This is a genomic window from Candidatus Thiodiazotropha sp. CDECU1, from assembly GCF_963455295.1.
Lineage (GTDB): Bacteria > Pseudomonadota > Gammaproteobacteria > Chromatiales > Chromatiaceae > Thiodiazotropha.
This window is the reverse complement of the sequence record NZ_OY734020.1, coordinates 1,041,308-1,061,226: the sequence shown is the minus strand read 5'-3', so window position 1 is coordinate 1,061,226 and position 19,919 is coordinate 1,041,308. Positions and strand designations below refer to the sequence as shown.

Below are 19,919 nucleotides of genomic sequence, written 5' to 3'. Positions count from 1 at the left end.
TTATCTGTAAAACAGCGCATTGCGTTTCAGGGGGTTTTGCCTGGCGGGCGACTCAATAGCGTGCAGGCAGCTGCTTGTTGATGGTGAACTGATTGGAGCTGGTCGTGATATAACCACCTTTGACCAGGTCCTTGAAGATACGACAGACCATTTCCCGCGATGCGCCAATCCGATTTGCCAGTTCCTGCTGAGTGACGTGACCCTCTATCACCAGCATGCCATCCCGCTCCGTCGCCAGGCTCATAAGGGTCTTGCTCAGCCGCCCATAGACATCCGAAAGGGCCAGACTCTTGACCTCATCGGTCAAGTTTCTCACCCTCTGCACCATATCCTTCAACAGATGAATGGCAATATCGGGATTGCTCTTTAACACCTGATGGAATGCCTGCTTGGACATAATAGCCATGGTTGATTTGACCATGGTCATGATCGAAGCTGATCGTTTGTAATCATCGATCAGCGAAAGTTCTCCGAAATACTCACCCTCTTCCTGATAGTTGATGATCGCCTCCTTGCCATTTTCATCATTCAGGTAAACCTTCACTCTGCCACTGAGGATGACATACAGTGAATCACTATTATCCCCTTCAGAAAGAATAATGGTGTTTCTTGGATAGGTCCGGCGAACCATCCGTTGCTCAATCACTGCCAGATCACTTGGCGCCATACCCTCGAAGATGGAGACGTTCTCAATCATAATCGTATTATATACTCTCTAAACACCTTATATGACTTTAACAGAAAAAATTCTACATACCAGGTCGAAATCGATGTTAGCAGTTCAAAAACTGGTGATGACGGTCTCACCAATCCAGAGAATGCCGAATGAATAGAGAGACCGTTCTTCGTTCAACCTTGTTTGGTATGTTCATTGGTCTGATTGGAATTGTGATCAGCTTCTCGCCAGGTAGCGCTTCCTGGGAGGAGAGCATAGGTCTCAGTTTGTTGTTTGAAATGCGTGGACAGCGCCCGCCTCCAGAGCAGATCGCGATTATCTCAATCAATGGCCAGACGGCAGAACAGCTCGGGTTGGGTGAGGAGATTCCCGAGTGGCCCCGATCACTCCATGCCAAGTTGATCGATCGCTTAACCCAAGCGGGTGTGGCGGTAATCGCATACGATATCTTCTTTAAAAAGTCACGCCAACCCGGCCCCGATCAGACCATGGCAAGGGCCATACAGCGTGCCGGAAACGTCCTGCTCGTCGCCTATCTGGAGCAGCAACGGCTGACGGAAGAGCACGCTAATGTAGATATCGAAAGATTGCTACCACCGACCGAAACACTAGTCGATGCAGCGGTGGGTATTGCCCCTTTCGTATTACCTAAGATCCCGGTCAGGGTGAGCCGTTTTTGGACATTCACAGGTGAAAACAGGTTGATCTCCCTGCCGGCCGCTGCACTACAGCTGTTAGTGGACCCGGATGGCAGGCTGCTGAATGGACTACTGCAATCCATAGGCGAGTCATCCAAACTAGTCAACGACAAGCAGACCCATGCGCGCATTGTGAGTCGCATACGCGACGACAGCTCCCTTCAAGCACGCCTGCTGGAGGCCTTCTCTGCCGGCCAAGCGTCACAACAAACCACGCTTCAGCGACAACGCTTCAACGCACTACTGAAACTCTATACAGGCGATACACGCCCCTATCTAAATTTTTACGGCCCTCCAGGAAGCATACCCACAATACCGATACATCATGCCCTTCAAGCCGCACCGGAAGAGCTTGCCAATCTCAAAGGCAAGGTTGTCTTCGTCGGATATGCGGGCACCTACCAGCCAAGACAGAAGGACGGCTTCTATACGGTTTTCTCACAACCCAACGGACTCGACCTGAGTGGTGTTGAGATTGCAGCCACAGCGTTCGCCAATCTACTTATATCAGAGACACTCTCGACACTGGACGATTTCTATATGGCGCTGCTTCTACTCAGCTACGGTTTGGGTATAACCTTGCTGTTCCGTTGGCTGCCGGGGCTACGCGGCATCCTCGCAGGACTGCTCGTTTCCTCGGTCTATTTCATTCTTGTTTACAATCTTTTCAACCAGTTGCATGTTTGGCTTCCCTTGTTTGTTCCGCTTGTAGTACAAACCACGCTGGCGCTGATCCTGGGCCAAACCTTGCACTATCGTCAAATGCGCAGCAGTCGAGAGCGGCTGCGGGAGCTGTTTGGTTACTATCTGCCTGGAGATGTCATCGATAACCTTGCCCAACAAAAAAGGGAACCTATGACGGATACCAGTTCCGCCTTCGGTGTATGCTTGGCAACCGACGCGCAAGGCTACACGGAATTTGCGGAAAACATGGATCCGGTGGATCTGCAAGCCTACCTCAACCGCTACTATGAAATCCTGTTTAAACCGGTGCGAACCAGAAATGGTGTGGTTTCAGACGTGGTCGGTGATGCGATGTTGGCGATCTGGCCATCCACCGAACCCGATATCTCCCTGCACCAGCAGGCTTGCGAAGCGGCATTGGCAATCAATCGTTCCCTGCAACAGTCTCAACTGGAACCAAAACTCTTCACCCGCATAGGTCTACACGCCGGTGAATTGGTCATGAGCCATGTTGGTGCCATCGACCATTTCGAATACCGGGCTGTAGGCGATATGGTGAACACCACATCACGTATCGAAAATCTCAATAAACAACTGGGAACCGCAATCCTCGCCTCAAACGTGGCAGTGGAAGGACTTAAGGGTATTGCGACGCGTGAGGTGGGGGAATTCGCTGTTGCCGGTAAACAGCAATCCGTCACAATCTACGAGATCTCCGCCATGAGTGCGGATGTCACACCCCAGCTACGCCAGTTGCATGAGGATTTTGCCAAAGCCCTTGCGGAATGGATATACGGTGAACGGGAGACGGCATACCAACGATTCAAGCTTATCCTGAAAGATCACCCCAATGATGGACCTACGCAGTACTACGTGAATCAGTTCCGGGAACGCAGGAGATCACGGCAAAATCTGGTTTGAGCGCCCCACGCAATTTACAAATCCATGCGCTGCTAAGACGCGTATAAAAACTCAATGCAAGCGCTCACCCATTTGCCTATCGAAGGATCTTGTCGATATGTTATTGGTTTGACGCCCCTGCTTGAAATCGCGATTATTGCCAATTCCAGCCGGACCAAAGACAGAATCGCTTTTCCTACCAAACGTAACTGCCACATTTCCATAACCCGCGACAGAAAGAATGTTGGCCGCCATGACACCCTGGCGATAAGATGAGGCAACGAGACTCAAAGCGCAGCTTCTGTTCAATCCACGTTCAATTAACAGCTCATCAACACAAAGCAAAAAGGCGTTGTTTGACTGACTTCTATAGGCCTTCATGTATTCACACCACTCATCCATATCAACATCGGCATAGGGAATATGCGCATCAGCCATCTCCAGGGAGCCTAACAACAGGACTTCCACACTACTGCGCACATCGATACACAATGAATTGTTACGCGTATCCCACATGATTTTGACCTCTATCTAGTTAGAGAAACCTGTTTCCGGGAACCTGATACTCCACGCATACCCTCCTCTATCTCGCGCCATGCCCGGTCAATACAACCGGTATGGTTTGCATTAGAATGAGGATATCCAGCCATAGACTGCTTCGACGAATGTAAGTCAGGTCGTAGTAAAGCTTATTGGCGGCATCTTCGACCGTCTCACCATAGGGATATCGCACCTGGGCCCAACCAGTGATACCTGGCTTCACCTGATGCCTGAGTGCATACCCATTGATCTGTTTTTGAAAACCCGAAACAAACTCCGGCCTCTCCGGTCTCGGACCGACCAGACTCATCTCGCCTTTCAGAACATTCAACAGTTGCGGTAGCTCGTCAATACGTGTACTGCGTATGACCCGACCAATACCGGTTACACGTGAATCATTCACGCTTGCCATCTGAGGCCCTGACTTCTCTGCATCGACCCGCATGCTCCTGAATTTCAATACATAGAATTCCCGGCCTTTGTAACCAACGCGAAGCTGTCGGTAGAAGACAGGATCACGCCCATATGTGCTCAACCAGATCAGGGCCATGATGGTGAGCATGACTGGACTCGCGAGCGCAAGGATCAAAAGACTCATAATGATATCAAACTGTCTTTTACCGAATATCCTGTGTGCCGCTGTTTTGCCAAGAACCAATTTGTTGAAATCAAGATAATCCCTGATCGAAGCGACAGGATGGATAACACCTAGCGAATCGGTCGTATCGATTTGATCCAGTTGATAATCAGTATTGAAGTCACTGGAAGTAGACTGGTAATCTCTGCTCATAGCCACGATCCTCGTTCCGAATATTCTGTTATTGATCTCATTCACAGCCCTTGCCAACTGCATGGATCAACCACTTCCAGGCTTATTACCAATCAGCTGTGTTTAGGATCCTATGGGTAATATGATTTCAGATAGTGACTGCTTGTAAGTATCGAATGAAGCACTTGAGATTTGTGACTTTTTCACTTGTCACATCGATAGGTTCTCGCATCAGTCAGGAGACAGCTTTGGAGTAAGCTAGAGGTTCTTTATCGTTGTTTGCTATTGCGCCCAGTCGACTTCTCTCACTGGACACCGGCTTCGAGTGCGGATGATTGCCGATACCCTAAATGCAACATGGCTTTTTCAGATATATCCTCGGCGATACTGAACAGGGATGTTAACTCATCGATAGAATCGATACTGATGTGCGAATCCACCTGATTACCGAATACCGGTGTAAATTCAACATCGATATCCGGCACCTGGTTCCAGGAGAGGACTGCCCTCAGCTTGGGTTGAAAACCATGCCGAATAGCCTGCCTATAGCGTTCGGCCTCGAAACTGCAGGAGACGAGATGATAGGACGGAAGCGATCGCTTTACACCCTCCTCGATCGCGTCACACACTTTGAAGTGGTTCAGCCCAACCGCCTGCAGACCATGAGTGTCGCCCCAATCGACAAAAAACCTGACATACTCTAGCGAGCCATGGCGACGCAGCACCCCGCTGTAGCCATCCAGCTGACGGATACTGACCACTGCCATCAAGCGTGATGCATTGGGATTGAATACCGCACAAAGCAACTCTTCCCAGTGGGTTACGTTTGAATATCTTCTTGCGATCCGCAAAACCTCGCTCGGCGCAAGTTTACCGGCAAAGAGGTGCGCCAAAAGAATATTTCTTGTCAATACCAATTCATTGAGACAGTTTTCTTCGTACTCTTCTGTCACTAGGTGATCCATCAGCAGGTCCTCGATGCAACGCGTTAAACCCTCTCACTCAAACTATTCACCTCTCAGCCCGGATCCCATATGACATGACACCATCCAAGGTGTGACTTTTTCACTTGACACTTACCACACCCAGCCCCGTAAACAGTCGAAAACATCCCCATGCACCATGCCGGGACCGGTTAGCCATCAATAAAAGGGGGATTAAAACGGGAAACAGTTGACCCGATCTCAAGCATCACAGAGAATTCGGGGTTTGGTATTAGATACAGCCAACAATAATATTTTTTTGGGGTGCATCAGTGAGACTTATTGCTACCATACTTATCTCCTTTCTCTGGCCATCCGCGGCCTTCGCCGCGGCATCATCAGGAGGGGATCATTTTGACCTGACCAACCACTGGGTAGGTTTTACCGCGATCGGTATCTTCACTGTTGCTTATCTGCTGGTGATGGCGGAGGAGTTCACCCATCTGCGCAAGTCCAAGCCGGTTATCCTCGCCGCCGGCATGATCTGGGGCCTGATCGCCTGGTACTACCACACCCACGACATGCCCCATGCCGCCGAAGAGATGGTACGCCATAACCTCCTGGAATATGCGGAATTAATGCTCTTCCTGCTGGTGGCCATGACCTATATCAATGCCATGGATGAGCGGAATGTGTTCGAAAAACTGCGCTCCTGGCTGGTCAGCAAGGGTTTCGGTTTCCGCAAGCTGTTCTGGATCACCGGTGTGCTGGCCTTCTTCATCTCCCCCATCGCCGACAACCTCACCACCGCCCTGCTGATGTGTGCCGTGGTCCTGGCCGTGGGCGGTAGCAACACGAAATTCATCCTCCTGGCCTGTATCAATATCGTGGTGGCGGCGAATGCCGGCGGTGCATTCAGTCCGTTTGGCGACATCACCACCCTGATGGTGTGGCAGAAGAGTGTGGTGACCGCCCAGGGACCTGTCGATTTCTGGGCCTTCTTCGCCCTCTTTGTACCCTCTCTGGTGAACTGGGTGATACCTGCCTCAATCATGCATTTTGCGGTGCCTGACGAGAAGCCACAGGGGGGTGGCGACGGGGTGGAGATGAAGCGCGGTGCGAAACGTATCATGGTCCTCTTTCTGGCAACCATTGTGACCGCCGTCAGTTTCCACAACTTCCTTGGCATGCCGCCGGTGATCGGTATGTTGACCGGCCTGGCCTATCTCCAGTTCTTCGGTTTCTTCCTGAAAAAGACCTTCCACCTGGAACATCCCCACCTGACCAAGGAGGACCTGATCGAGATGGAGCATGACGGCCAGATGGGTGACATGGTCTCCTTCGACGTCTTCAACAAGGTTGCTCGCGCCGAATGGGACACCCTGCTCTTCTTCTACGGCGTTGTACTCTGCGTCGGTGGTCTCGGCTTTATCGGCTACCTGGCTGTGGTTTCCGAGATGATGTATACCCAATGGGGTGCGGCACTCGACCTGACCCAAGCGATGAACGAAACACCGGCAAACATCATGGTCGGCATACTCTCAGCCATCGTCGACAATATCCCGGTGATGTTCGCAGTCCTGACCATGATGCCGGATATGTCCATGGGACAATGGCTGCTGGTCACCCTCACCGCAGGTGTGGGGGGGTCGATGCTCTCAATCGGTTCCGCGGCCGGGGTCGCGCTAATGGGACAGGCACGGGGAAAATATACCTTTTTCGGCCATCTCAAATGGACACCGGTGATCGCCTTGGGATACGCTGCCAGTATCGTCGTGCATCTATGGATCAACGCGGGAAGCTTCTAAGAATAATATCCATGGGATGAACCCGGCGCAAAACAGCTTGAAAAACGACCGACATTTTGGGATAGATAGCATCGACCATTGAAACAACCCTAGTCCACAGGCTGAAATGAAGAGACTGACGGTTTCGGTTGCACTGTTCTGCGCTTCCCCCGGCTTGGCGCTGGCGGAACATATGTCGGCCAGTGGTTACAGTATGAGCACCCATTGGGTCGGCTATCTGGGTCTGACGGTGTTCGCCATCGCCCTCATCGCCGTCACCCTTGAAGAGTTCATCGAGCTCCGCAAATCCAAACCCATGCTGTTCGCGGCTGGAATCATTTGGGGCTTGATCGGTTGGTATTCCAATCAGAATACCGGCGGCCACCATGCGGAGCAGGCACTCAGACACAGCCTGCTGCAGTATTCCGAGTTGATGCTGTTCATCCTGGTGGTGATGACCTATATCAATGCCCTCGCCGAACGGCGAGTTTTTTTGGCCTTACGCAGCTGGGTCGCCAACCGCAGGTACAGCTATAAACACCTGTTCTGGACCATTGGGCTTACAACCTTCTTCCTTTCTCCCTTTCTCGACAACCTCTCGACCGCCTTGTTGATGGGTGCGGTTGTCTTGAATCTGGAGCGGGACAACCATAAGTTCGTCACCCTCAACTGCATCAATGTGGTGATGGCCTCCAATGCGGGCGGCGCTTTCAGCCCATTCGGCGATATCACTACCCTGATGGTGTGGCAGCAGGATATTCTCAGCGCCAACGGCCGGGTCGACTTTTTCTCCTTCTTCAACCTGTTTCTGCCCTCTTTGGTCAGCTATCTCATACCTGCCGCGATCATGCACTTCGCCCTGCCGGAAGGACATCTCTCCAGCAGTCAGGAGCGGATAGTGATGCGACGCGGAGCTAAACGCATCGTAGCCCTGTTCGTTCTCACCATCGCAACCGCGGTCGTGTTTCAGGGGCAACTCTTTCTCCCCGCCGCCATCGGTATGATGACCGGACTCTCCTACCTGCAGTTTTTCGGCTACTTTCTGAAGAAGACCCATATACCAAGCCAGGAGAAGATCACCACAACCGAATCACCCGATTTCGCGGTGGTGGTTGAGAGCCGACAACCCTTTGATGTTTTCCTGCGTGTCGCCAGATCGGAATGGGACACCCTGCTGTTCCTCTGCGGTGTCATCCTCTGTGTCAGTGGCCTCGGCTATCTCGGCTATCTGACCCTGGCATCGGAACTGCTCTATATCCAGTGGGGCGCAACCGCGGCCAACATCTCCATTGGTGTCGCCTCCTCCGTACTCGAGAACATCCCCACCATGACCATGGTGCTCAACATGCGTCCCGATATGTCACTCGGCCAATGGCTCTTGGTCACCCTCACTGCCGGCATCGGCGGCAGCCTACTCTCGATCGGATCGGCAGCCGGGGTCGCCCTCATGGGCCAGGCACAGGGAAGATACACCTTCTTTTCTCACCTCCGCTGGACCCCCGTAATCGCCCTCGGCTTCATCGTCAGTATCCTGCTCCACCTCTGGTTGAACGCCAGCCTATTTTGAGGGATCGTTATTATTTTAGCCCTCAATCTGCATAAATAATTCTAGATTTTTCCGTAGGTTAAACAACTATCACAACCTCCATCCCATGGCTGAGCATAACAGGTAATCAGAAAATTTTAAGCCATCATTAGCAAAGCCCTGGGGTGGAAATCAGTCCATGCCGGTACTCCATTGTCGCTGGAAATCGGATTTTCCCGTGTTATAGTTGGCTGCAATTTTTTACCCATAACCTAGTCCGGTGAGACTAAAAGAGCCTCGTTACAGGCCAACCGGACAGCACAATATAATTAATTAGATAAGGGAGAAGCATATGTCCAAAAAGCATCCTGTGGTCGCCGTAACCGGCTCGTCAGGCGCCGGAACCACCACTGTCAAGCGGGCCTTCGAACATATCTTCTATCGCGATGGCATCAAGTCTGCCGTGGTCGAGGGTGACAGTTTCCACCGCTATACACGTGTTGAAATGCGCGAGAAGATGGCTGAAGGTATGAGCCATTTCGGCCCTGAAGCAAACCGCTTCGATAAGATTGCCGAGCTTTTCAAGACCTACGGTGAAACCGGGGGTGGCCAAAAGCGCTACTACTTACACAGCACGGAGGAAGCGGCCGAACACAATGCCCGACTCGGTTGTGATCACAAGCCTGGTGAATTCACCCCTTGGGAAACCATTGATCAGGGTACAGATCTGCTTTTCTACGAAGGTCTGCACGGCATGGTGGTGGATGGCGATGTGGACGTCGCCAAATATGTGGATCTGGGAGTCGGCGTAGTACCCATCGTCAACCTGGAATGGATTCAGAAGATCTTCCGCGACAATGCAGAGCGCGGCTACAGTGAAGAGGCAATCGTCGACACCATCATGCGTCGCATGCCCGACTACATCAACCACATTACGCCGCAGTTCTCCCGCACCGACATCAACTTCCAGCGGGTACCGACGGTCGATACCTCCAACCCCTTCATCGCCCGTGATATCCCGACACCGGACGAGAGCTTCGTGGTTATCCGTTTCAGTGATACGAAGAAGTTCGATACCGACTTTCCCTATCTTTTGTCGATGATCGACGGCTCGTTCATGTCTCGCCGCAACAGTATCGTGGTACCCGGTGGCAAGATGGGGTTTGCCATGGAGATCATTCTGCAGCCCATCATCGAACGCATGATGGATGCCCGTAACGTCTAACCCGATCGGCCGCATAGCCTCTTGGTTATGCGGCCATTCTGCCCCACATACATAATCACTGGAAGTATACCCGGAGTCCGGGTCAATCGTACTCGCTGTCCTTCCACTGCCGCAATGCGGTGAAGACTTCACGGGGAGTGGTCAGGTCATGCCCAGTGGCATCTTCCGCCGCCTGCACAACCGAGCCAACAGTGGTGCGCAAAAAGGGATTCGTCAACAGCTCATCGCTGAGGATCGAAGGTACCGTGGGAGCGCCGGCCTCGCGCTTTTCCCGCTCCCGCTCGATGCGACTTACCAGATCGGGATTCTGCGGCTCGACCCACTCTGCAAAGCCCAGGTTGGCCAGGGTGTACTCATGGGCACAGTAGACCAGGGTATCCCCCGGCAGTGAGGCGATACGCTGTAGCGAGTCCGATAGCTGCTCGAAGGTGCCACCGAATACCCGTCCACAACCAGCGGCAAACAGGGTATCGCCACAGAAGAGTACCCCCTCACCGAAATATGCGATATGTCCCACCGTATGCCCCGGCACCTCCAATACCTGGAAGCTGGCATTCAGTCCGGCTATCTGAGGCCTGTCGCCCTCCTTGAGTGGATGGGTCACACCGCGAATGGATTCACCGGCCGGGCCATAGATCGCGACTCCAGGATAGGCCTCGCGCAGTTCCGGAATACCCCCCACGTGATCATAATGGTGGTGTGTAATGAGGATAGCGCTAAGATCACAGCCATGTTGCTGCAACCAGTTCAAGACCGGTGTCTCATCGCCCGGGTCCACCGCTACAGCTTGGGATGAGGTGGGATTTTTCACCATCCAGATATAGTTGTCATCGAATGCATCGACGCCGGCAATCTCGATCATGGTCTCCTCAGTAAGGCATACATCCGGTTAGACAACCTGTAACTTCGTCTCTCTATTGACCCGCTCGATGGCTGCAAGGATGCCATCGAAATCAAGCCCAGCCTCAGTCAACTGCTCCTGATGACTGGCGTGGTCCAAATAGCTATCGGGCAAACCGAGGTTGAGCACCCTTACCTGGCGACCGCAGGATGCCAGATATTCATTGACTGCAGAGCCTGCGCCTCCCATCACCACATTCTCCTCCAGGGTAACCAGGATCTGATGGGTAGCGACCAATTGATCGATCAAGTCCGTATCCAGTGGCTTGATAAAGCGCATATTGGCCAGGGATGCGTCGATATGCTCGGCAACCTGTTGCGCCGTTGTCAGCAGACTGCCGAAAACCAGGAGTGCCACATGACTGCCAGTGCGCCGGATTTCACCCTCACCGATCGGCAATGGTGTCGGTAGAGGTGCTGCCACTTCAACCCCCGGACCTGTACCCCGGGGGTAGCGCACCAGGGCCGGCCCAGGATATTCATAGGCGGTCTGCAGCAGACGACTGCACTCCTGTTCGTCCCCCGGCGCCATGATAACCATGTTGGGAATCAGGCGCGCATAGCTCAAATCAAAGCTCCCCGCATGGGTTGCCCCATCCGCACCGACCTGTCCCGCCCGGTCCACGGCCAGGGTCACGTCAAGATCCTGCAGTGCCACATCGTGTATCAGTTGATCATAGGCGCGCTGAAGGAATGTGGAATAGATCGCCACCACCGGTTTCAGGCCTTCGCAGGCCAAACCCGCGGCAAATGTAAGGGCGTGCTGTTCCGCTATCCCAACGTCGAAATAGCGCTTGGGGTGCTGCTTGGCGTACTGCACCATACCCGACCCCTCGCACATGGCGGGCGTGATGGCCACCAGGCGATCATCCTGATCGGCGATGGCGCACAACCAGTCACCGAATACCTGGGTATAGGTCTTGCCGCTGCCATGTTTCTCCATCTTCCCCGTATCGGGATCGAACGGGGTGACCCCATGGTAGACACAGGGATCATTCTCCGCATGCACGTAACCCCGCCCTTTTTGGGTCACCACATGCAACAGCCTGGGACCGGGCATGTTGCGCATGTTTTGCAGTGTCGCAACCAGGGTATCGAAGTCATGCCCGTCGATGGGTCCGATGTAGTTGAAACCCATCTCCTCGAACAGGGTACCCGGCATCACCAGACCCTTCATATGCTCTTCCCAGCGACCCACCAGATCCCCCACCTGATGAGGAAGATGACTGAGTGCGGATTTGCCCCCTTCGCGCATGCTGGTATAGACCTTGCCGGAGAGCAGACGGGCGAGGTGATTGCTGAAACCACCCACCGGCTTGGATATGGACATATCGTTGTCATTCAGGATCACCAGCAGATCCTGATCCAGGGCCCCGGCCTGGTTGAGGGCCTCGAAGGCCATTCCGGCGCCCATGGCGCCATCACCGATGATGGCTACAACGCTACGATCTTCACCCTTCTGTTTTGCCGCCACCGCCATCCCGAGCGCCGCCCCGATGGAGGTGCTGGAGTGGCCTGTACCAAAGATGTCATATTCGCTTTCGCAGCGTTTCGGGAATCCTGAGAGCCCGCCCTTCTGCCGCAGACTGGCCATTCGCTCCCCTCTTCCGGTCAGGATCTTGTGCGGATAGGCCTGGTGTCCCACATCCCACACCAGACGGTCGTAGGGGGTGTTGAAGACGTAGTGGAGGGCGATGGTCAACTCCACCACGCCAAGCCCGGCCGCCAGATGACCGCCGGTCTGGGAAACCGAGTCGATAAGAAAGTGCCGCATCTCACTTGCCAGCGGCCTTAGCTTCGCCTGGTCCAGTTTACGCAAATCCCCGGGCAGGGTGACTTTGCCAAGAAGCGGATAAGCTTCCAGCAGGTTTGGGGTTTGACTTGAACTGCCCCGATCCGACATGTTTGGAAGGCCTCACTTAAAGTGAAATGTTGATGTTGAGTGCTTATCTATGACAACTGTCGAGCTGAATTGTTAATTCTAACGCATGCTTAAAACCGCTGTATACACAACAGGGACCTGTTAATACCTAAACAGGCGCTTGCTGGATATGTTGAGCCTCCGACATAACGAAATCGTGAAACGCCTTCGCCGCCGGTGAGAGCCGCTTGGTCTTTCGATAGACCATATACCAGTGACGTTGGATGGGCAGCCCCTCGATATCAAGAATGACCAAACGACCGGTTTCGACCTCCAGTTCGATGGTATGGGCGGATACCACCCCCAGTCCCATACCCGCCCGAACCGCCTGCTTGATGGCCTCGTTTCTGGTCATCTGCATGCCGGTACGGATATTGATGCCTTGCTCCGCAAAATAGCGCTCCATTGCCAGACGTGTACCGGAACCGGCCTCACGCATGATGAAGACCTCTTGCTCCAATCGTTCGATAGGGATCTTTTTCTGGGTCTGCAGCGGGTGTCCGGGAGGGGCGATCACCACCAGGGGATTATCCATGAAGGGTTCATATTCCAAATCGATATCCTTGGGTGGTCGTCCCATGAGTACGATGTCGGTCTCATTGGTCTGCAGCAGCTCCATGAGACGCTTGCGGTTGGAGACGTCCAGGCGCAGGTCGATACCGGGGAATTTCCGGCTGAAGGCAGCGAGCAGTCTGGGGGCGAAATAGTTGACCGTGCTGGCGACAGAGATATCGAGATGCCCGGTGTCCAACCCCTTCAGTGAGGAGAGCACCTCTTCCATCTCCTCGAAGGTCTTGAAGATGGTGCGGCCATAGTCATGCACCTCTCTGCCGGCCTCGGTCAGCTGGATCCTTTTACCGGTCTGTTCGAACAGGGGCAGTCCCACCGACTCCTCCAACTGTTTCACCTGCATCGACACCGCCGGTTGGCTGAGATGGAGCTCCTGTGCCGCACGGGTATAGTTCAGGTGCCGGGCAACGGTGGTGAAGACGCGCATCTGTCGTAGGGTTGTATGCATGGATAGGCTCTCTCACTTCTGGTAATCGGTCTTGGCACAGCTCCAGCATAGGGGGACCTCTGCATGTCGATTTAATCGAGGAGCCAGTTATCAGGAACTATACCACAAATCAGATATGGTATAAGTATTTTCTTATGGTTCCAATTAAAAGATCTGACTTTATTTATGCGCTCTCCCCCCTATACTACCTCCACCTTGATGAAGGTTTTTAGACAAAGATTTTTTACTGATTGACAGCATGGAAAGTTTTTTCCAACAGCTGCATTTCAAGGCAACGCAATCCTAAATCTGGAGGAATCGCAAAAATGGCCAAGAAATATGATGCGGGCGTAAAAGAGTACCGCGAGACATACTGGATGCCCGATTACACGCCGAAGGACACCGATATCCTGGCGTGCTTCAAAGTCACCCCTCAGCCGGGTGTACCCCGCGAAGAGGTTGCAGCCGCTGTGGCCGCTGAATCCTCCACCGGCACCTGGACCACTGTGTGGACCGACCTGCTGACCGATCTGGACTACTACAAGGGCCGCGCCTACGCCATCGAGGATGTGCCTGGCGACGACACCTGTTTCTACGCTTTCGTGGCCTACCCCATCGACCTGTTCGAAGAGGGCTCCGTGGTTAACGTCATGACCTCCTTGGTCGGTAACGTATTCGGCTTCAAGGCCCTGCGTGCCCTGCGTCTGGAAGATATTCGCTTCCCCATCGCCTACGTTCTGACCTGTAATGGACCGCCTCAGGGTATCCAGGTTGAGCGTGACCTGCTCAACAAGTACGGTCGTCCGCTGCTGGGTTGTACCATCAAGCCCAAGTTGGGCCTGTCAGCGAAGAACTACGGTCGTGCCTGCTACGAAGGCCTGCGCGGCGGTCTGGATTTCACCAAGGATGACGAGAACGTCAACTCCCAGCCGTTCATGCGCTGGAGACATCGTTTCGACTTCGTCATGGAGGCGATCCAGAAAGCGGAAGCCGAGACCGGTGAGCGCAAGGGTCACTACCTGAACGTTACCGCACCGACTTCCGACGAGATGATGAAGCGTGCCGAGTATGCCAAAGAGATCGGCGCGCCGATCATCATGCACGACTACATCACCGGTGGCTGGTCTGCCAACACCCAGCTGGCACAATGGTGTCAGGACAACGGTATGCTGCTGCACATCCACCGTGCCATGCACGCCGTACTGGATCGCAACCCCCACCACGGTATCCACTTCCGCGTACTGACCAAGATCCTGCGTCTCTCCGGTGGTGACCACCTGCACTCCGGCACCGTTGTGGGTAAGCTGGAAGGCGACCGTGACGCAACCCTGGGCTGGATCGACATCATGCGCGATTCCTACATCAAGGAAGACCGTTCACGGGGTATCTTCTTCGATCAGGACTGGGGTTCAATGCCTGGCGTTCTGCCGGTAGCTTCCGGTGGTATCCATGTCTGGCACATGCCGGCGCTGGTCAACATCTTCGGCGACGACTCTGTACTGCAGTTCGGCGGTGGCACCCTGGGACATCCCTGGGGCAACGCAGCCGGCGCAGCCGCCAACCGTGTTGCGGTTGAGGCCTGTGTCGAGGCACGTAACCAGGGCCGTGAGCTGGAGAAGGAAGGTAAGGACATCCTTACTACCGCAGCCAGCCACAGCCCTGAGCTGAAGGCCGCTATGGAGACCTGGAAGGAGATCAAGTTCGAATTCGACACCGTCGACAAGCTGGACGTTTCGCACAAGTAATCGACCGAGTCGATTGCTTGGCTGTCAGCCACCAGCCAACAGCAGCCAGCCGTGGGCGGCCTCGCCCCCACAAATTGAGCTGGCCGCTGGCGGCTGAAAGCTGACCGCTTCAAGGTTTAGTGATTTTTCTTGAGCCAGATATCCACACTGGTACTGGCCAAAACAGAGGATTTATCCAATGAGTGAAATGCAGGATTACGCTTCCAGTCTGGAAGATACCAACAGCCGCAAGTTCGAGACATTCTCCTACCTGCCGGCCATGAGCCCGGAGCAGATCCGTACCCAGATCGATTTCATCGTATCCAAGGGTTGGAACCCGTCCATCGAGCACACCGAGCCGCAAAACGCGTCCGGCAGCTACTGGTACATGTGGAAACTGCCCATGTTCGGTGAGACCGACGTCGACGCCATCCTGGCCGAATGTGAGGCCTGCCATCAGGCTCACCCGGACAACCACGTGCGTCTGCTGGGCCTGGACAACTACGCCCAGTGTGCCGGTGCCTCGATGGTTATCTATCGCGGTACGCCGACCTGATCCCGGATCTGAAATCTAGCTAATCACCCCCGCGCACCGTCCGGCGGGGCGGGGGAATTCTGATTAGTAAGCTGTCAGCCGCCAACAGCCAGCGATCAGCTGACTCGCTGATCGAAATCATGGGCTGTTGTCGAGTGAGAGTTTACTTAACAACAATGCAAATCGTCGGTTGCTGCTGTACCCCAGCTGGCTGCTGACTGCTGGAGGCTTTTAGCGATGAGCGATATCGACAGCGATCAGTACTTGATCAAAGAGGAGCCTTATTACCGCCCCGTGCATAATGAGGTTGAGATGTATCAGGCCGCATACGACGCTCGCATGCCGGTCATGTTGAAGGGCCCCACCGGTTGCGGTAAGTCCCGTTTCGTCGAATATATGGCGTGGAAGCTGCAGAAGCCGCTGATCACCGTGGCCTGTAACGAGGACATGACCGCCTCCGATCTGGTGGGTCGCTTCCTGCTCGATATCAACGGTACCAAATGGCAGGACGGCCCGCTTACCGTGGCCGCCCGCATCGGTGCCATCTGTTATCTCGATGAAGTGGTGGAGGCCCGCCAGGACACCACCGTGGTAATCCATCCCCTGACTGATCACCGCCGGGAACTGCCGCTGGAGAAGAAAGGGGAGCTGGTCAAGGCGCATCCCGATTTCCAGATCGTTATCTCCTATAACCCTGGTTATCAGTCACTCATGAAAGACCTGAAGCAGTCCACCAAACAGCGTTTCGGTGGCATGGATTTCGATTATCCGGAGACGGCAATCGAAACCGAAATCGTGGCCCACGAGGCCGGAGTCGACCGGGAAATGGCGGAAAAACTGGTACAGATCGCCCATCGCTCGCGTAACCTGAAGGGCCACGGCCTGGATGAGGGTATGTCCACCCGTCTGCTGGTCTATGCTGCGCAACTGGTGGCCAAGGGTATTGATGCCCAGTCCGCCTGCCAGATGGCATTGGTGACTCCGCTGACCGACGATCCAGACATGCGCGATACTCTGAGTGCTGCGGTCAATACCTATTTTTAAACGCACACAACTGGCTGCGTCGGGGCCTGTCCCCGGCGTGATTGTCCCTTACGCGCTTGCGCGCCTTTTGCGGTAAACAGCCATGAGCGTAGATTTTTCAGAATACATCAACTGTCTTGATGAGAACGACCACGAGCACCTTGAGGCGCTCGAATCCTCCTATCACGAGGCCCAACGGGTCATGTCACCGCGCGGCCTGCAGAACTACCTCGAAGGTATGCGTGCCTTCTGTACCCTCGGTCGCGGTCAGGACCTGGTTCTGACCTACGTGCAGGAGATACCAGGCGTAGCCAAGGAGGTGGGCGAGGATATCATCCCCGACCTGGTCGAGGCGATGATGAAACTGGCTTCCCACACCTCCGGCAGCGTGATCACCCTGATCGTGGCCAATCTGCCCCTGGCGGCCTCCCGCCTGGGCGATGCGGAGGTCATGCGCGGCTTCCTCAAGCTGCTGCATCAGATGACCGGCAAGACGCCCCGCGGTCTGCGCCCGATGATGGAGAACCTGGACGAACTGCTCTCCAAACTGACCCTTGGCGGCCTGCGCCGTTGGGTGATGTGGGGCGCCCAGGCCCACCAGCGGGATCTCGACGGTCAGCTGGCCTACTTCGGCCTGCAGACCGAATCATCCCGCTCGATTCTGCAGTCCGAACGTCGCGGTACCCTGTTCATCGACAACCAGCGCAAACTCAACTTCTACCTGCGCGCGCTCTGGGCGCGGGCCTTCTTCATGCGCCCCACCGCCGGCGACTTCGAGTCGCGCCAGGGGATCCGCCCCTATATCGAGGACTTTCAGATCCACGTACCTGACGCCTTCGATCCTTTCCGCGGTGTCGACGGTATGGAGGTCTACCGTGCGACTGCGGCGCATGCCGCTGCGCACATGGTCTACACCCGCCAACCCATCTCCGCCGAGCAGCTGTCCCAGGCACAGATGCGCATGATCGAGCTGTTCGAGGATGCCCGCGTCGAGTACCTCGCCTACAGCAAGTTTCCCGGCCTGCGCAAACTCTGGCTGCAGTTCTTCACCGCCGAGCCGGGTGAGAACGATGAGTTCGGCAAGCCCCACGAGACCATGGACCTGATGCTACGCACCACCCGCGCCATCATGGACCGGGACTATCGGGATGAGATCGATATCATCAACCAGGTGGCCGACGAATTCGTAACCAAGCTTGAGGAGGACCCGTACGATCCACGCCTGTCCTGGATGGCCGGTGTCGACTTCTACAACAAGATCGTGGAGATCGCCAAGATCCCCAGTGTGCGCATCCTCTCCGAGTGGCCGATCCCCTACCGGGACGACAATCGCTACTTCTGGGATTTCTCCGAAAACATGTTCGAATCACAGGGTATCGACTACCTGCCGACCTCCCAACAGACGGTTCGCCGCTATGTCAGCCTGATGGAGTTCGTCAATGACCTCGACTCGGAGATGACCCACGACAATCCGGACGAGATCCTGGTGCTGGCCACCGAGCTCTTCCCCTACGAAGACATGGGGGTCAGTTACAACCAGATGGAAGGGGTGGAACCGGTCTCCGATCCCTACCACTATAACGAGTGGGATTACCATGTGCAGCTGGCCCGCCCCGACTGGGCCACGGTCATCGAGCGCAAGCAGGGCCGGGGCGATCCCGAGATGATGGACGAGATCCTCACCAAGCATAAACCGATCGCCTCGCGCATCCGCCACCTGATCGATGCGCTGCAACCCCAAGGGATTGTCCGTCGCCGTGGTTATGAGGAGGGGGAGGAGCTGGACCTGAACGCGGCAATACGGGCGATGATCGACATCCGGCGCGGGGTCATGCCCGACCCGCGGATCAACATCCGCGTCTCCCGCCATATCCGCGATCTATCGATCGTGCTTCTGCTCGACCTCTCCGAGTCGACCAATGAGAAGATCGGCGATATCGCCGAGGGTGAAGAGGGTTACGAGGATCAGGACAGCATCCTGGATCTAACCCGGGAATCGGCTGGGCTGCTCTCCTGGGCCATCGACTCCATCGGTGACAGCTTCGCCGTACATGGCTTTGCCTCCGATGGCCGCCACGACGTGCAGTACTACCGCTTCAAGGACTTCGAGCAGAGCTATGACGACGAGGTGAAATCCCGTATGGCCGGTATGCAGGGTGGCCTCTCCACCCGCATGGGTGCAGCCCTGCGCCACGCCGGCTGGCACCTGACCCAGCAGAATGCCCAGAAGCGTCTTGTCTTACTGGTTACCGATGGCGAACCTGCCGATATCGACGAGCGCGATCCCCAGTACCTGCGTCACGATACCAAGAAGGCGGTGGAGGATCTGGCGATGCAGGGAGTCTATACCTACTGCCTGACCCTGGATCCCAATGCGGACCGCTATGTGGCGAGAATATTCGGTGAAAACGGCTACTCCATCGTGGACAATGTGGAGCGCCTGCCGGAGAGATTGCCGAGTGTATTTGCCGCGTTGACCGGGTGAGAGTTAACTTTGATGCTGAAGATCGATCAAGTGTAGGGTGCGGCTCGCCGCACCATTGCACATCAGCAAGGCAAGGTTGTAGCTAGCGGGTTTACGGTGCGGCAAGCCGCACCCTACATCTTGATATTCCCATGCATTTTCGGACAACCTGCTATGGCGGGATTTTAGGAAATGGCAGCACCCGCTTCACCCTCGCTTCACAGCCGTTCTCCTTAAAGCGTGCCTCCGTGATATCGAGGGCCTTTTTGAACTCGCCAATCAGGCGTGTGTGCAATTCCCGCGCCCTGTCATCATAGTAGATTAAGTCGATGGGGGCCGGATCTGTCAGGCTCTCCCGCTCCTGATCACGCCGAAATTTCCAGGCCAACCGGATCAATTTTCCCCCTTCGCCATCACGCACGGCGTAGGCCTGGTTGTCCACAAAAATCACCTCATCCTCATCGATAACCGCCTGGATCTGCATTGTCCGCACCGGGATGAATACATGTTCGTATTGACAGCGTGACAACATCAGCCGGCACTGGTTATAGAGCGGTGACGGAATGGTCAGGCGTTCACAGGCGATTTCATCGGGCCGGAAGAAGATCTCACTAAGTCTCTCACTCAT

General features: G+C 54.9%; 16 protein-coding genes. 8 read left to right on the top strand and 8 right to left on the bottom strand.

What is annotated here, in order from left to right:
* Nucleotides 1-52: 52 nt before the first annotated feature.
* Entirely contained in the window at nucleotides 53-697 is a 645-nt protein-coding gene (locus tag R2K28_RS04865) for a Crp/Fnr family transcriptional regulator (protein WP_116447689.1), read from the bottom strand.
* Nucleotides 698-825: 128 nt separating this feature from the next.
* On the opposite strand from R2K28_RS04865, the gene R2K28_RS04860 reads away from it, so the two are divergent.
* Nucleotides 826-2,979, top strand: coding sequence for a CHASE2 domain-containing protein (locus tag R2K28_RS04860; RefSeq protein WP_316368249.1), 2,154 nt, complete (start codon nucleotides 826-828; stop codon nucleotides 2,977-2,979).
* 51 nt (nucleotides 2,980-3,030) lie between these two features.
* Here the strand turns inward: R2K28_RS04860 and R2K28_RS04855 are convergent, their stop codons facing one another.
* From R2K28_RS04855 to R2K28_RS04845, 3 genes are all read right to left on the bottom strand, one after another.
* Nucleotides 3,031-3,474, bottom strand: coding sequence for a hypothetical protein (locus tag R2K28_RS04855; RefSeq protein ID WP_316368248.1), 444 nt, complete (start codon nucleotides 3,472-3,474; stop codon nucleotides 3,031-3,033).
* A gap of 67 nt (nucleotides 3,475-3,541) precedes the next feature.
* Nucleotides 3,542-4,288, bottom strand: a complete 747-nt coding sequence (locus tag R2K28_RS04850; RefSeq protein WP_316368247.1) for a sugar transferase — start codon at nucleotides 4,286-4,288, stop codon at nucleotides 3,542-3,544.
* 284 nt (nucleotides 4,289-4,572) lie between these two features.
* Nucleotides 4,573-5,232 (bottom strand): hypothetical protein, encoded by a 660-nt coding sequence (locus R2K28_RS04845; protein ID WP_316368246.1) that lies wholly within the window; start codon nucleotides 5,230-5,232, stop codon nucleotides 4,573-4,575.
* A gap of 290 nt (nucleotides 5,233-5,522) precedes the next feature.
* On the opposite strand from R2K28_RS04845, the gene nhaD (R2K28_RS04840) reads away from it, so the two are divergent.
* From nhaD (R2K28_RS04840) to R2K28_RS04830, 3 genes are all read left to right on the top strand, one after another.
* Nucleotides 5,523-6,998, top strand: coding sequence for a sodium:proton antiporter NhaD (gene nhaD / locus R2K28_RS04840; protein WP_442871424.1), 1,476 nt, complete (start codon nucleotides 5,523-5,525; stop codon nucleotides 6,996-6,998).
* A gap of 106 nt (nucleotides 6,999-7,104) precedes the next feature.
* Nucleotides 7,105-8,544, top strand: coding sequence for a sodium:proton antiporter NhaD (nhaD, locus tag R2K28_RS04835; RefSeq protein WP_316368245.1), 1,440 nt, complete (start codon nucleotides 7,105-7,107; stop codon nucleotides 8,542-8,544).
* 310 nt (nucleotides 8,545-8,854) lie between these two features.
* The gene (locus R2K28_RS04830) at nucleotides 8,855-9,727 is read left to right on the top strand and encodes a phosphoribulokinase (protein ID WP_316368244.1); all 873 of its coding nucleotides are present in this window, start codon (nucleotides 8,855-8,857) and stop codon (nucleotides 9,725-9,727) included.
* An 82-nt stretch (nucleotides 9,728-9,809) separates the two neighbouring features.
* Here R2K28_RS04830 and gloB read toward each other — a convergent pair whose 3' ends face one another.
* From gloB to R2K28_RS04815, 3 genes are all read right to left on the bottom strand, one after another.
* A complete protein-coding gene (gene gloB, locus R2K28_RS04825) occupies nucleotides 9,810-10,589 on the bottom strand; it encodes a hydroxyacylglutathione hydrolase (RefSeq protein ID WP_316368243.1) in 780 nt (259 codons plus the stop codon).
* A 27-nt stretch (nucleotides 10,590-10,616) separates the two neighbouring features.
* Nucleotides 10,617-12,530 carry a 1-deoxy-D-xylulose-5-phosphate synthase gene (gene dxs, locus R2K28_RS04820; RefSeq protein WP_316368242.1) on the bottom strand — a complete coding sequence of 638 codons (1,914 nt, stop codon included), beginning with the start codon at nucleotides 12,528-12,530 and terminating at the stop codon, nucleotides 10,617-10,619.
* Nucleotides 12,531-12,657: 127 nt separating this feature from the next.
* Nucleotides 12,658-13,566: a LysR family transcriptional regulator gene (locus R2K28_RS04815; RefSeq protein WP_316368241.1), complete on the bottom strand. Its 909-nt coding sequence runs from the start codon at nucleotides 13,564-13,566 to the stop codon at nucleotides 12,658-12,660.
* 305 nt (nucleotides 13,567-13,871) lie between these two features.
* Here R2K28_RS04815 and R2K28_RS04810 point away from each other — a divergent pair, with 305 nt between their 5' ends.
* From R2K28_RS04810 to R2K28_RS04795, 4 genes are all read left to right on the top strand, one after another.
* Nucleotides 13,872-15,290, top strand: a complete 1,419-nt coding sequence (locus R2K28_RS04810; RefSeq protein ID WP_316368240.1) for a form I ribulose bisphosphate carboxylase large subunit — start codon at nucleotides 13,872-13,874, stop codon at nucleotides 15,288-15,290.
* Nucleotides 15,291-15,468: 178 nt separating this feature from the next.
* A complete protein-coding gene (locus R2K28_RS04805) occupies nucleotides 15,469-15,825 on the top strand; it encodes a ribulose bisphosphate carboxylase small subunit (RefSeq protein WP_316368239.1) in 357 nt (118 codons plus the stop codon).
* Nucleotides 15,826-16,041: 216 nt separating this feature from the next.
* Nucleotides 16,042-16,848 (top strand): CbbQ/NirQ/NorQ/GpvN family protein, encoded by an 807-nt coding sequence (locus R2K28_RS04800; protein WP_316368238.1) that lies wholly within the window; start codon nucleotides 16,042-16,044, stop codon nucleotides 16,846-16,848.
* A gap of 82 nt (nucleotides 16,849-16,930) precedes the next feature.
* Nucleotides 16,931-19,312 (top strand): nitric oxide reductase activation protein NorD, encoded by a 2,382-nt coding sequence (locus tag R2K28_RS04795; protein ID WP_316368237.1) that lies wholly within the window; start codon nucleotides 16,931-16,933, stop codon nucleotides 19,310-19,312.
* A gap of 151 nt (nucleotides 19,313-19,463) precedes the next feature.
* On the opposite strand, the gene R2K28_RS04790 is transcribed toward R2K28_RS04795, so the two are convergent.
* Nucleotides 19,464-19,919, bottom strand: coding sequence for a hypothetical protein (locus R2K28_RS04790; RefSeq protein WP_316368236.1), 456 nt, complete (start codon nucleotides 19,917-19,919; stop codon nucleotides 19,464-19,466).